Annotated in this window: 15 protein-coding genes and 2 pseudogenes; 16 read left to right on the top strand and 1 reads right to left on the bottom strand. The window is 34.5% G+C overall.

Going from position 1 to position 12,572, the window contains the following annotated elements; all coding sequences use genetic code 11:
- Window positions 1-75 precede the first annotated feature (75 nt).
- The 5 genes and pseudogenes from ABWU62_RS05775 to ABWU62_RS05755 all read left to right on the top strand — a co-directional run bounded on the left by ABWU62_RS05775 (window position 76) and on the right by ABWU62_RS05755 (window position 4,228).
- Window positions 76-987: a helix-turn-helix domain-containing protein gene (locus ABWU62_RS05775; protein WP_353288178.1), complete on the top strand. Its 912-nt coding sequence runs from the start codon at window positions 76-78 to the stop codon at window positions 985-987.
- Window positions 988-1,157: 170 nt separating this feature from the next.
- A pseudogene (locus ABWU62_RS05770) lies at window positions 1,158-1,812 on the top strand (JAB domain-containing protein).
- Window positions 1,813-1,918: 106 nt separating this feature from the next.
- Window positions 1,919-3,040: a hypothetical protein gene (locus tag ABWU62_RS05765; protein WP_353287802.1), complete on the top strand. Its 1,122-nt coding sequence runs from the start codon at window positions 1,919-1,921 to the stop codon at window positions 3,038-3,040.
- Window positions 3,041-3,117: 77 nt separating this feature from the next.
- On the top strand, window positions 3,118-4,023 hold the full coding sequence (locus ABWU62_RS05760; RefSeq protein WP_353287801.1) for a helix-turn-helix domain-containing protein: 906 nt from the start codon (window positions 3,118-3,120) through the stop codon (window positions 4,021-4,023).
- A 49-nt stretch (window positions 4,024-4,072) separates the two neighbouring features.
- Window positions 4,073-4,228: a helix-turn-helix domain-containing protein gene (locus tag ABWU62_RS05755; RefSeq protein ID WP_237398570.1), complete on the top strand. Its 156-nt coding sequence runs from the start codon at window positions 4,073-4,075 to the stop codon at window positions 4,226-4,228.
- A 243-nt stretch (window positions 4,229-4,471) separates the two neighbouring features.
- Here ABWU62_RS05755 and ABWU62_RS05750 read toward each other — a convergent pair whose 3' ends face one another.
- A complete protein-coding gene (locus ABWU62_RS05750) occupies window positions 4,472-5,704 on the bottom strand; it encodes an IS256 family transposase (RefSeq protein WP_353287800.1) in 1,233 nt (410 codons plus the stop codon).
- A gap of 77 nt (window positions 5,705-5,781) precedes the next feature.
- Here ABWU62_RS05750 and ABWU62_RS05745 point away from each other — a divergent pair, with 77 nt between their 5' ends.
- The 11 genes and pseudogenes from ABWU62_RS05745 (at window position 5,782) to ABWU62_RS05695 (ending at window position 12,553) form a co-directional block, all read left to right on the top strand.
- The gene (locus tag ABWU62_RS05745) at window positions 5,782-6,726 is read left to right on the top strand and encodes an IS110 family transposase (protein WP_265022222.1); all 945 of its coding nucleotides are present in this window, start codon (window positions 5,782-5,784) and stop codon (window positions 6,724-6,726) included.
- Window positions 6,727-6,948: 222 nt separating this feature from the next.
- Window positions 6,949-7,290, top strand: a pseudogene (locus ABWU62_RS05740) (major capsid protein); the annotation flags it as partial.
- Window positions 7,291-7,387: 97 nt separating this feature from the next.
- On the top strand, window positions 7,388-7,693 hold the full coding sequence (locus ABWU62_RS05735) for a hypothetical protein (RefSeq protein ID WP_353287608.1): 306 nt from the start codon (window positions 7,388-7,390) through the stop codon (window positions 7,691-7,693).
- Window positions 7,694-8,191 carry a phage tail protein gene (locus tag ABWU62_RS05730; RefSeq protein WP_353287609.1) on the top strand — a complete coding sequence of 166 codons (498 nt, stop codon included), beginning with the start codon at window positions 7,694-7,696 and terminating at the stop codon, window positions 8,189-8,191.
- Window positions 8,191-8,667 carry a hypothetical protein gene (locus ABWU62_RS05725; protein WP_353287799.1) on the top strand — a complete coding sequence of 159 codons (477 nt, stop codon included), beginning with the start codon at window positions 8,191-8,193 and terminating at the stop codon, window positions 8,665-8,667. The genes ABWU62_RS05730 and ABWU62_RS05725 overlap by 1 nt, the downstream gene beginning before the upstream one ends.
- Window positions 8,654-9,118 carry a phage baseplate assembly protein V gene (locus ABWU62_RS05720; RefSeq protein ID WP_353287798.1) on the top strand — a complete coding sequence of 155 codons (465 nt, stop codon included), beginning with the start codon at window positions 8,654-8,656 and terminating at the stop codon, window positions 9,116-9,118. The genes ABWU62_RS05725 and ABWU62_RS05720 overlap by 14 nt, the downstream gene beginning before the upstream one ends.
- Window positions 9,119-9,373, top strand: coding sequence for a PAAR domain-containing protein (locus ABWU62_RS05715; protein WP_353287797.1), 255 nt, complete (start codon window positions 9,119-9,121; stop codon window positions 9,371-9,373).
- A gap of 2 nt (window positions 9,374-9,375) precedes the next feature.
- Complete coding sequence (locus ABWU62_RS05710) at window positions 9,376-9,711, top strand: GPW/gp25 family protein (RefSeq protein WP_172758849.1); 336 nt, start codon at window positions 9,376-9,378, stop codon at window positions 9,709-9,711.
- Between the two features lie 2 nt (window positions 9,712-9,713).
- Complete coding sequence (locus ABWU62_RS05705; protein ID WP_353287796.1) at window positions 9,714-10,514, top strand: baseplate J/gp47 family protein; 801 nt, start codon at window positions 9,714-9,716, stop codon at window positions 10,512-10,514.
- The gene (locus ABWU62_RS05700) at window positions 10,514-11,674 is read left to right on the top strand and encodes a phage tail protein (RefSeq protein WP_353287795.1); all 1,161 of its coding nucleotides are present in this window, start codon (window positions 10,514-10,516) and stop codon (window positions 11,672-11,674) included. The genes ABWU62_RS05705 and ABWU62_RS05700 overlap by 1 nt, the downstream gene beginning before the upstream one ends.
- A 168-nt stretch (window positions 11,675-11,842) precedes the next feature.
- Window positions 11,843-12,553, top strand: coding sequence for an ankyrin repeat domain-containing protein (locus ABWU62_RS05695; RefSeq protein ID WP_353287682.1), 711 nt, complete (start codon window positions 11,843-11,845; stop codon window positions 12,551-12,553).
- Window positions 12,554-12,572: the final 19 nt, after the last annotated feature.

Raw genomic sequence — 12,572 nt, 5'->3', positions numbered from 1 at the left:
AACTAAAATTCAAACATAGAAAGAAGCATCCCTTTTGTATATCTTTATTTGGTAGTATTAAACTGTATAATATTTATGGCAAATATCTCTATAAGGTATCAGATAGCACAAAAAGTAAGGAGCTGGAGGTTAAAGCGAGGCTATACTCAAAAAGATTTAGCGGGAAAAATCGGCGTAACGTATCAAATAGTACTACAATATGAAAAAGGAACACGTAAAATTTCGATTGAGAAGTTATACGCTATGGCAGAGATATTATCAATTAATATTAAGGATCTTATTCCTGTATCAAATGAAAAAATCTGTCTTGAAGATGAGGGGGAAGAAATATTAAATTTAGTAAGAGAATATAAAAAGATTAATGATCAAGAGTTACGTAAGATATTTTGTTTACTAACCAAGTTTGTTCAAATTAGTGAGAAAAGTAGTAAAAAAGCAGAGAAAATAAAAATTGCAAAGGGTCTGGTTAAAGGAGGAGTTTCTGTTGATATTGTTGCAAAAACAATTGGTCTCTCTGCTGATGAATGTGTTGAAGAAAAAGGAGGTTCTATTTACTGCCAAATAGGAAAGAAGATAAAAGAATGGAGACTAGTGAGAGAGTATACTCAAAAGGATTTGGCTGAGAAAATGGATACAACACGTGACGAAATAAGCAACTATGAGCAAGGACGTGTGGCCATTCCACTGGAAAAATTATATGCAATAGCAGAAACATTATCAATTAGCATTACAGATCTGCTCATAGAGGAAGATGAGATAGTAGAAGATGAGCTACCTGATTTAATAAAAGAATACAAAAAAATTGGGAGTAAAGAATTACGCTATGCGCTAATAAAATCTCTGTTTGAAAGCATACAAATTTGCGAAGAGAAAGTGAAAAGAGCAGAAAAAATGAAAATTGCAAAGGATTTAGTGAAAGGAGGAATTCCAATCAACATTATTTTGCAAACGATAGGCCTCTCTTTAGACGAAATTCAACAAGTTTAAAATAAAAAATCATCATATATTAATATCTTCACTTCTTGATGAAAAAATAAGTAAAAAAGATTGAGAAATTGATTTGACTCCACTCGAAATCTATGGCTTTATGCCAATGCTGATAAAAAAACAGCAGTAAATATTTAAAAAAAGTTTGTTGTTAGTGAAGGGTAAATTATATGAATAAAAGTAAAGAAGAAATAGAATTCAGAATATTAGAAAGCAAAGGTAAAGCACTACTTGATCGTGAAATAATGGAAACGTTTTTAAGTGCAGTGCATGAAAGGCCACAAGCTCAAGAAATTGCTAAAAATTTGGTGAATACTTATGCAGGAGTAGGAAGGATTTTAGGTAGAGAAATGGATGACCTGAAAGTTATAGAAGGAGTAACTGATTCTGCAGTAGCAATGATTATGTGTTAAGGAAACACTAGAAAGGGTGCTGAGAGAAAAGCTCAAGAGTGAGCCAATAATGGACTTACAAGGGCTAGTAGAGTACTTAAACGTAAGTATAGGCCACTCAGAAAGGGAATGTGTAAAAATACTGTACTTGAATAAAAGGCGTCAACTAATTGGAGAAGAATCCTATATTGGTGAAATGGAAAAAGCACCAGTATACATAAAGGAAATTATAAGAAAAGCATTAATAAAGAATGCAACATTAGTAATAATGTCACACAACCATCCTGGAGGGAATTTAGAACCATCAGAAGAAGATCAAGCAGTAACAAAGAGCCTAGCAGCAGCATGTAGTACTGTAAGCGTTAGATTATTTGATCATATTATCATCACAAGTGGGGGCTATTTCAGCTTTCGAGAAAACGGATTGTTATAGCAGAAAGTATTTGCAAATCTACTCACTATAATTTATAATGAGTAATACAATGTATAATAACAAAGTTTATTGTACACTTAAAAAGTATTTTTAATATGAGGTTTATATGACTAGTAAAGATCAGAATAAAAAGACTAATGTTAATCACAAGAAAATATTTGGTGCTCTTGAAAGCGTTGATATAGAGCAGTCTAAATTTGTGAGTAAAATTAATAGCCAGAAGGAGATAAAACTGGAAGATACAATGCCTTTCCCTAGCAGAAACGTTCGCGAAAACAAAATCAACTATGGAAAAGGACTTGATTATATATATGGCACAAAACCTGTAAGTGATCAAGAAGATAAAAATCCATTTGCCTCAGCTTTGCAAAAAATAAAGCCAAATACAGAGAAGCTGAGCTGGTTTAAGAGTTCTATAGTAGAGGCAAAAAACGTAAATGAATTGCACAAAGTTATAGACAAAGTACTAGCTTCTGGAGCAAGGCTAAATGCATGTAATGATGGGGAATGGAGTTTTGCAGAATATGTAGTATTAGGTACACATTTTCACAGATTAGAAAAAGGTGATCGAAAAAAGCTAATACGTAAATTAATGCTAAGCGGTGCAGAGTTTCATGATACTCTACTACAGAATAAACTGATAGGTGAAATCTATAATGAGCTACAGCCAGAAGTTCAGCCACAGATAGATAAGAGACTAGAAGAACTAGAGAAGGCTGGCGAAAGTGCTGTGCAAGAAGGAGAATTAATAGATATCGAGATAGACAATGCAACATTATATATAGAATTTTCTGAGGACAGTAAAGTAGAGGTTGCCAAAATACTGAGAGAGTTAGGAAGTAATATTTTAAAAATTGGCAATGATGCAGTTGAGGTTAAAAGTGAGAAGGGAGGTATAAGAAACTATACTGATATGTCAAATGGCAGCTCTGTCATGTTAGAGTTTCCTACGAGCATTGGTAAGCTAAATATTGTATTGTACCAAGAGGCAGATCAGGTGCAAGTGAGAGTAGAAAATAAGGAAATGTGGGCTGAATTAGAAAAAAGAGGCGAAGAAATAGGAAAAAACTGCCTTTTTGGAGGAGTGAAGCTTAAGGAAGTGGTAGAAAGAGGTAATTTCACTAGATGTGGCATATGGAGTGAAAAGCAGAAGGAAGTAAGTGAAAAATTGTTTTCATGGGCAGACAAAGTACGTGAAAATAGTAAAGAAACTTGTAGGGCACTTTAATTCATTTATTTTAAGGTTCCAGAGTTTACTGGAGCCTTTGAGCTATAGTAGAAAATATTATATGCAAGGTTCTTTTTGTGGAAAAAAGTCTAGATTATAAAGTGGGAGAAAAATTAAAAAGCTGGAGGTTAGAGCGAGGGTACACTCAGAAAGATTTAGCAGAGAAAATTGGTGTAAAATACTGGGTGATATTGCAATATGAGAAAGGGAATCGTAGAGTTCCAATTGAAAGGTTGTATGCTATAACTGAGGCACTATCAATCAGTATTACGGATCTTATTCCTGTATCAAAAAGCTGTCTTGAAGATGAAGGAGAAATATTAAATCTAGTAAGAGAATATAAAAAGATTAATGATCAGGAGTTACGTAAGATGTTTTGTTTGCTAACCAAATTTGTCCAAGTTAGTGAGAAAAGTAGTAGAAAATCGGAAAAAATAAAAATTGCAAAGAGTCTGGTTAAAGCAGGAGTTTCTGTTGATATTGTTGCAAAAATAATTGGTCTGTCTGCTGATGAATGTGTTGAAGAAAAAGTTGGTTCTATCTACTACCAAATAGGCAAAAAGATAAAGGAATGGAGACTAGTGAGAGAGTATACTCAAAAGGATTTAGCGGAGAAAATGAGTACAACACGTGACGAAATAAGCAACTATGAACAAGGACGCGTAGCTACTCCACTGGGAAAATTATATGAGATAGCAGAAACATTATCGATTAGTATTACAGATCTACTAACAGAGGAAGATGAAGGTAGTAAAGTGGAAAATGAGCTACCGAATTTGATTAAAGAATACAAAGAAATTGAGAGCCAAGAACTACGTCATGCACTAATAAAATCTTTGTTTGAAGGGATACGTATTTGTGAGGAGAAAGTGAGAGAGATAGAAAGGATTAAAGTTGCAAAGGATCTAGTAAAAGGGGGAATTTCTATTGATACTATTTTGCAAGCGGTAGGTTTATCTATTGATATGGTTTTAGATGGATAGCTCGTAAAAAAATTATAGCAATAAAGTTTTTTTCTTAAATGGAGGATAAATGTTTGTTTCTGCAAGCAATGTTAGTTACGGAATAGGGCAAAGAATAGAAAATTGTAGGTTAATGCGAGGGCATACTCAAATAGGATTAGCAAGTCAAATAGGTTTAACATACCAAGAAGTAAACAGCTATGAAGATTGTAAGTTAAAAATGTGATATAAAAGAGATAAGAGGGAAAGATAACCCTACTCACTATAGGAATAGGGCTATCACGGGCGTGTGCGACCGAATGAAAGTTGGTATTACAACCGTAGCCATCAAGGTAAACTAGCCCCATCTCTCGATACGTTTGAATAGTTGCATGGGACATATGTATGCACCCGTTTACAATCTTAAATTAATTAAACTATCGAGGTTATTTATTAGGGAACGTTCAAAAAAGTGTGTCAAACCGCATTTTCAATTCAACTCAATTTTTAACCTGCCAGGAAAAAAGATATCAAGTTGAGACATAGTTAAAGCCCAGTTAGGCAAAGCAGTAATCCACTTTTGCTCTACCTTTTTTATAGCACAATATACCTGTTTGTACAAGGCATTTGTACTGGTAAATGAACCTTTAGTTTTAGTAAATTTTCTGATCTGTCTATGCAACCCCTCAATTGGATTGGTGGTGTAAATCATCTTCCTAACTGGCCCAGAATACTTAAAATAACTAGATAAATTTTCCCAATTGTTTTGCCACGATTTTGTAACTAAGGGATATTTTTCACTCCATTTTTCTTCCAGCTCAAGCAAATAATTCTCAGCGATTTCTTTACTTGAAGCACGATATATTTTTTTCAAATCATTCATGAAAACTTTTACATCTTTGCTAGATACATATTTCAGTGAATTCCTTATCTGATGCACTATACATAGCTGTACTTCTGCTTTAGGAAATACACTATTTATAGCTGTAGGAAAGCTTTTTAGTCCATCAATGCAGGCAATTAAAATATCTTCTACTCCTCTTTCTTTGAGGTCATTTAGAACTCCCAACCAGAAGTTAGCTCCCTCACTTTCAGCCAAATAAAAACCTAATACTTCTTTTCTGCCATTTTGATTTATACCCAATATATTATACATGCATTTACTTACGCAATGTCCGTCCTCCTTGACCTTAAAAAACATGCCATCCATGAACACTATTGGATACACTGATTGCAGTGGACGGCTGCGCCATTCATTGATTATTGGTAGCAATTTATCAGTAATACTGGATATCTCTGCTGCTGATATTTTATGGTCATATATTTCCTCAACGTGTGAAGCTATGTCTCTGTATCCCATGCCACTGGCGTATGTACTTAAGACCTTTGCTTCAAGTTCTGGATGTAGGCTCGTTTGCCTTTTTTTGACTATTTGCGGTTCAAAGTTTCCCTCCCTATCTCTTGGTGTTAGCAGCTCAAATGAACCTGCACTCGTGCGTAAAGTTTTTGCATTTCTCCCATTTCTTCGGTTATTTTCTTCACTTTTAGCTGACATGTGGCTTTCTATTTCACCTTCCAGACTTGCCTCTAGCAACCTTTTTATAAACGGTGTTAATGCTCCATCTCTTCCTGTCAATGGTCTTCCTTCTCGTATAGATGACAGGATATTTGTTTCTAATTCTTTATAATCTACCAAACCAGTAGTTCTATTTGCTTGACTCATATCAAACCTCCATTTTTTATATCAATTTATTACTTTTTTTTCGGTTTGACACACTTTTTTGAACGTTCCCATTTATTATGATTACATCTTATCAAAATTTCATTGGCATTGATATCGGAAAATTTAAAAATGTTGCTGCAGCTTATAACCAAAGGAGCGCTATCAAGTTTGACAATGATGCTACTGGTTGGCAACAGTTGTTTCAAAAATTTTCAGATATCCTACCTAATTCTCTAGTAACTTTAGAAAACACTGGAAAATATGAGCTTGGCTTAGCACATTTTCTTGTTGATAAGAATGTTGCTGTACATCGAGCTAATACTCGTAAAGTAAAAAGTTTTATCATATCACATGGAACTTTAGCAAAGACAGATCAATCAGATGCAAGAGCCCTTGCTCAATATGGTTTTGAACGCTATAGTGCTCTATCTCTATTTGTGCCTATGTCAAAAGAACAAACCGCCTTAGTTGCACTCTGTCAACGTCGTGATGACATTACACAAATGAGAACTCAAGAGAAATGTAGGCTTGCAGCACCTGAAAACGACTATATAAAGGAAAGTTGCCAAAAAACAATAGACTTTTTTACCAGTCAGATAAATGAGTTCAACGATGCCATACAAAGAATTATTGATAAAAATCCAGAGTTACAAAAGCGTCAAAAGATCTTGAGAACAGTGCCAGGAATAGGTCTCAAGTTATCACAAGTTTTTGTGTGTCTAATGCCAGAACTTGGCCACCTAAACAAAAAAGAAGTTGCAAGTCTTGCTGGAGTTGCTCCACATCCAAAAGAAAGCGGTAAAACTATTGGTTACCGAAGGATAACAGGTGGTAGAAGCAATGTTCGTGCAAAGCTTTTCACAGCTGCTATGGCTGCTGCAAGATCTAAATCTGCACTTGGTGCTTTTTATTCTGATCTTATTGGTAGAGGTAAAAAGAAGATGGTAGCTATAACAGCTCTAATGCGAAAAATCATAGTAATTGCCAATGCAAGACTTAAAGAAGCAATTAATATGAAATAAAAAAATCTGTATAGAAAATAGGTTAACGAATATGTGCGTCTACACACATTTAAAGCACATATTCGTTAACCATAAAATCTAAGCAGTGCTTGCTGTTTGATATAAATTTCTTTCTGTATAAACTAGGGTTTTTGTTGCCAAAATACATTTTTCAATTGAATAAAAATACAAAATTATCAACAAATGAGACTAAATTCAAAAAATTTTAAAAAACATAGTTGATGGCAAGAAGGTGCAGCACTTCGAAATGATATGAGGTCAGGATTTACGTTTTGTGGAATAACATTTGAGGAATATAGAGGACAAGCAACTGATCCTGAAGGAACCGTGAGAAGATTCATTGAGAAAGATACAGGGCACTGTTTTCCACTAGGAACAGCAAGCACATTTACAACATATTTTGCGCCAGCAGATTTTAATGAGACGGTAAACACACTAGGACAGCCACTTTATGCAAAACAAGAGCCAAGAAGATTTGATAGAGGAACTGATTTACATACGCAGTCAAATCCATTACCAATGTGCCACAGACCAGGAATACTAGCAAAAATTGTTGCAGCATAACAATACTGGTAGAGTAACTACAAGGTGGTGAGGCACAGAACGACTCTACCGGTATGCGCTTTCTTAGCATATAAAGGTTAGTATATCAAAAAGAAATATGCAAGAGAATATTAAGCGATTATTGGAAGATTGTTTTTCCCATTTAGGAGAAGTGGCTTTGTATAAATCAAAGGATAAGTCATACATGGTACAAGTATTAAAGCAACAGCCAGATAAATTATACGAGATTGGTGAAGGACAATTTGTGGAAGAAACTTTAGCGTTAGAAGTAAGTGCGTTTGATGTACTGCAGCCAATTGTAGGAGATATTTTTGTTATAGGTGACCGTAAATATAAAGTATATTCTCCACCGCTGCAAGATAATTCAGGAATGGTATGGAAAATTCGAGCGTCAGGAGTATAAATGCGTATTAACACCGGTAGTATTATACAAAGTATAGATGCTGAAAGGAAAAAAGTGGAAAAAGCGACAGTGAGTGCATTAAACAAAACAGCAATATGGCTAAAATCAAAAGCAGCTAAGGAAATCAGTGAGGAAAAGAGAATAAAATTAAGTTTGATAAGAAAGAGATTAAGGATTTTTAAGGCGAAAATTAGCAGATTAGACGTGTTAATTAGAGCAAATCTCTATGACATTAGAGCATCGACAATTGGCAAAATGCAAAAAACAAGAAGAGGATCGAAAGTAGGAAAGCATGAGTTTATAGGAGGATTTGCAGCAGTTATGCCAAAAGGAAATAGCGGTATGTTTAAACGTGAAGGAAGGGCAGCACTACCAATAAAAGAGGTTAAATTACCATTGGAACCAGAAGCATCAAAAGTAATAAGAGATCTTGTTAATTATGAGGTTGAGGAAGTCTTTACAAAATTTTTTGAACGTGAATTGAGCTACAGAGTATAATGAATTGGAAGGATTTGCATAATGCAATCTGCACTACGCTGAAGAGAGAAATATCCATTATACAAACCTGTGAAATTTATCCATCAATAAGAAAAGAATTAGTAGCGCCAGCGGTGTTTGTAGAACTTAGCAGTCTTGAAAAAGGAGATGATCCTGGAACAGAAGAATTAGCGCTGAAAGCAAGATTTGAAGCACGAATAGTAATTGATAGCACGGTAGAGAATGCCTCAATAATTGTGAGATCATTAGCCACAGAAGTTGCAAGAGTAGTAAATAAAAATACTTGGAATATGAAAAATGTTTCACCAGGAGAATTTATATCAGGAGGAGGAGATGACTTTAGACCAGAGCTCGATGCATATTTAGTGTGGATGGTTGAATGGGTTCATGAGATACATATTGGTAAATCAGTGTGGTCAGAAACTGGAATTAAGCCGCATATTATAGAGATAGGTAACGTATATGTTGGATCATAGTTTTGCGATTTCAGAGCTGAATAGGAAGCTAGCAAACGTTATTCGTATAGGAGTGGTAAAAGAAATAGATTATGAAAAAGCAAAAGTAAGAGTTAAAATAGGAGAATTTTTAACAGATTGGTTGCCGTGGATAACGAGTAAAGCAGGAAAAGATAGAGATTGGTCTCCGCCAGATATTGATGGACAGGTTATGGTATTTTCTCCTCTTGGTGAACTATCATTAGGAGTGGTGTTAGCAGGAATATATCAGGAAAAATACCCTGCACCAGAGAATAAAAAAGAAATAAATAGTATAAAATTTCAAGATGGGACGAAGTTTACATATGATAAAGGTAAGCATCATTTAGAGATTGAAGTAGTAGACAAAATAACACTGAAAGCTGGGGGATCGAGAATAGAAATGACAAAAAGTGGAATAAAATTGAAGGCAGATAAAATAAACCTTAATTAAATGAATAAATCGGTTGTGCGAGTAGGAGATCATTGTGCAGAAGCAACACTACATTTTTGTGTTAGTGGCAGTAACAATGTTTTTGTAAATGGTAAGCCAGTTTGCCGAAAAGGAGATAATTTTACAGAAGGTAGAGTATTAACTGAAGGATCAAAAACAGTGTTTGCAAATGGCTATAGTATAGGAAGAGTTGGTGATCTTGTCTCTTGTGGATTTAAAGTAATAAAAGGCAGTGAAAGCGTATTTGCAAAATAGAAATGAAGGGTATGGATGCTAAAACAGGAAAAATATTAGAAGGCATAGAGCATCTAAAGCAATCAATAATTGATATACTGACCACTCCAGTAAACAGTAGAATAATGAGGAGAGATTATGGCTCAAGATTATTTGAATTGGTGGATAAGCCAATAAATAGAGATTTAACTTTGGAAATCTATGCAGCAACTGCAGAAGCACTGGGGAAATTTGAGAAGAGATTTAAGTTAGAAAAAGTAAAGATTGCTGAAGCTAAAGAAGGAAAAATGACTCTTGTACTTGAAGGTATGTATCTTTCAGAAGGCAAATTCATAGGTATTAGTGGAGTAGTTGTTTAGAAATGCAGACATCTAATATTATTGAAAAACTAAGCTATGAGGAAATCTTTTCCAGAATGAAGGAGGAGTTAGTGCGTAGAGATGAAACCTTTTCAGCGTTAGTAGAATCCGATCCAGCAATAAAGATTCTGGAGGTAGCAGCATGGCGAGAACTTTTACTCAGACAAAGGATAAACGAAGCTGTAAAGGGTAATTTACTTAAATTTGCAACAGGAGAAGATCTTGACTCTTTAGCTGAATTTTATGGAGTAGAGAGGCAAAATGAAGAAGATGATGAACATTTTAGAAAAAGAATAAAAGCAAAAATAGCAGGTTGGTCAACAGGAGGAAGTAAGGAATATTATAAATATCATGCACTGTCAGCAGATAGTAGAGTAAAAGATGCATTAGTAGAATCACCTATACCAGGGAAAGTACAAATTTCAATCTTATCAACAACAACTGGCATAGTGTCAGAAGAGCTACTAGAAATTGTAAAAAAGCAGGTTACTAGAGATGATATAAGGGTTTTAACCGATACAGTAACAGTGATAGGTTGCAATATTACGGAAATAGATATTCACAGCAGAGTGAGCGTAAGTCCTGTAATATCAGAGGAAGAAATCAAGAAGCAGTTCATCAAGAAGTTTGAAGCAAGCAAAAGATTGGGATGGAATGTTACAAAATCTTGGATAATAGCGAATTTGTTTGTGGAAGGAGTAGAAAACGTAGAATTAATCGAGCCAAAAGAGGATGTTGTAATTAGAGGAAATGAATGTCCTATATTGAAAACTTTGAATATTGAATTTATAGGTAAAAACTAATGCTTCTACCACCTAATGCCACAAAACAAGAACGTAGAATAGTTGAAGCAATAGATTATAAAGTAGATTCGAGCTGTATAAGAGGGTTTAAGTTCAACCTGAAAGAAGAAACATTACCATGGATAATAGAAGAATATGGATTAGAAGAAATTTTATTCTGGGTGAAGGATAAGAAAAAGGCTGTAACAGAAGGAGTAAAATTTCAAAGAGTTAGAGGAACGCTAACATCATTAAAAATAGCTCTAAAATGGGCAAATATAGATGAGATTACAATTATTGAAGAACCGCCTGGAAAACATTTTTTTGAGCTGCAAATTGGAATAAAGGATGTGCCAAATGACTTTTTTGTAGATGCAGTTGTAGAATTGGCAAAGCTGTCATTACCAGCAAGATCGCGACTAATGAGAATTTTTAATGACTATTACAATGCTCAAAGATTCATATTAGACGAAAGTTTTTTCGGAGATCTTCTATCAGACTATTCAGGGGTGAAAGTTGAAAAAGAAGGGCCAATGTTGTCTTTTGGTCGGAAAAATTCATTTAAACTAAAAATAGCAAATGCAACTTTCAATTTTAGTACATTTCGAAATCATTATGAGAGAAGTTTTAGCAATGATTTATATCGCCTAGATGTTGCAATACTTGAAGAAACAGAGCCACATACCAAAAACTACAGTGGAATATATGAACGAAGTCACCTGTGGTATAATGTCAAAGCACTATATTCTATTTCGCAGAGTTTACTACCACCAATAAAGTTTGCCAAAGCACAGATTGTACTGTCAGATAGCTGGAAATTAGGAGAAATAAATAGCTGTTTTCCTCTTTGTTATCAAGAAGAGATAGGAGGCACACTTTTCCTTGGTAATGATAAACTTTCTGATCAGCTATGGAACTTGGAATACAAACCAATTTTGGAAAGATTTAATATCAGCTATGAATATGAAGCAAAGAATCTTACTGATCAAAAGGTTGCGAAAGCTAATTTAACGGAATATCACGTTAGTTGCGAAAATGATAGAAGTTCAGGAAAAGAAGATTCGATACACGAATTAGAAAATTACATTTTAGTATTTTACCCAGGAGTACTGAAGTGGCACGAACATAGACATTTGCACAGAAGTTGGAAAAATAGTCAAGTAATATCTCTAATAAGTTAAATACTTATATTTAGATCCTCATATATTATATTAATAATAGGTAAAAGTGTATGAAATAAAAAGAAAAAGACTTGCTTTCTCATGCTAAAAAGGACATGACTTGAATAGCAGCAGGTAAATATAAGAAATTTATCTGGCGCTAGAAAAGCTAATTTTGTGAGGTATGAAATGAGTTTTAGCAAGAGTAAGTTTTTTAAAGAAGTATCAAGTAACGGGTTTAAAAACATTAATAAAAGAAATGAAGAAGGAGAGACGATATTACACCAAGCAGTAGAAATCTCTGATTACAAAACAGTGAGATTATTAATAAAAAAAGGGGCAGAGGTAAATGCAAGAGATAAAAATGGTTATACACCACTACACTGTGCAGTATTTGCAAAAAGCTTAGAAAATGTAAAAGTGCTGCTAAGGGAAGGAGCAGAAGTAAATGCCACTCAATACATCACCGGATGTACGCCATTGCACTCTGCGTGTAAAATGGGAGGAGCAGGAGTTGAAATAATAAAAGAGCTGGTAAAGGCAGGGGCTGAGGTTAATCAACTGAATAAATATGGCGCAACACCAATGTATTACATCTGGGAAAGTGAAAAGTATTGTTCATGGAATAGCGAAGAGAATGAAAAGGCGAGTAAGTTTCTGAGAGAACAAGGAGGAATAACAAAAAGTAGAGAACTGACGTGCTATGGAATAGAGGGGCTAGTGGGAGAAATAGCAGACATGTTGAATGGGAGCTACATGCCGGAGCTAAAAATAATAGAGATAGGAGAAATAAGGAAGAGAGACAAATCGCTAATAAAGAAAGAATGTCAAAATTTAGCAAGCAAGATAATGAGCCAAGTGAACGAAATGATAGATGAGGTGGTGAGAAAGAAGGCCTAAAAGAGGGGTTAAAATTTAA

This window comes from Wolbachia endosymbiont (group B) of Gerris lacustris (assembly GCF_964028355.1).
GTDB lineage: Bacteria > Pseudomonadota > Alphaproteobacteria > Rickettsiales > Anaplasmataceae > Wolbachia.
Note: the sequence above shows the minus strand (reverse complement) of the source record. Positions and strands in the feature narration are given on the sequence as shown.

Coding starts and splice junctions, on each gene's coding strand:
- ABWU62_RS05775 (WP_353288178.1), top strand. CDS start 76: ATGGCAAATATCTCTATAAGGTATCAGATAGCACAAAAAGTAAGGAGC.
- ABWU62_RS05765 (WP_353287802.1), top strand. CDS start 1,919: ATGACTAGTAAAGATCAGAATAAAAAGACTAATGTTAATCACAAGAAA.
- ABWU62_RS05755 (WP_237398570.1), top strand. CDS start 4,073: ATGTTTGTTTCTGCAAGCAATGTTAGTTACGGAATAGGGCAAAGAATA.
- ABWU62_RS05750 (WP_353287800.1), bottom strand. CDS start 5,704: ATGAGTCAAGCAAATAGAACTACTGGTTTGGTAGATTATAAAGAATTA.
- ABWU62_RS05745 (WP_265022222.1), top strand. CDS start 5,782: ATGATTACATCTTATCAAAATTTCATTGGCATTGATATCGGAAAATTT.
- ABWU62_RS05735 (WP_353287608.1), top strand. CDS start 7,388: ATGCAAGAGAATATTAAGCGATTATTGGAAGATTGTTTTTCCCATTTA.
- ABWU62_RS05730 (WP_353287609.1), top strand. CDS start 7,694: ATGCGTATTAACACCGGTAGTATTATACAAAGTATAGATGCTGAAAGG.
- ABWU62_RS05725 (WP_353287799.1), top strand. CDS start 8,191: ATGAATTGGAAGGATTTGCATAATGCAATCTGCACTACGCTGAAGAGA.
- ABWU62_RS05720 (WP_353287798.1), top strand. CDS start 8,654: ATGTTGGATCATAGTTTTGCGATTTCAGAGCTGAATAGGAAGCTAGCA.
- ABWU62_RS05715 (WP_353287797.1), top strand. CDS start 9,119: ATGAATAAATCGGTTGTGCGAGTAGGAGATCATTGTGCAGAAGCAACA.
- ABWU62_RS05710 (WP_172758849.1), top strand. CDS start 9,376: ATGAAGGGTATGGATGCTAAAACAGGAAAAATATTAGAAGGCATAGAG.
- ABWU62_RS05705 (WP_353287796.1), top strand. CDS start 9,714: ATGCAGACATCTAATATTATTGAAAAACTAAGCTATGAGGAAATCTTT.
- ABWU62_RS05700 (WP_353287795.1), top strand. CDS start 10,514: ATGCTTCTACCACCTAATGCCACAAAACAAGAACGTAGAATAGTTGAA.
- ABWU62_RS05695 (WP_353287682.1), top strand. CDS start 11,843: ATGAGTTTTAGCAAGAGTAAGTTTTTTAAAGAAGTATCAAGTAACGGG.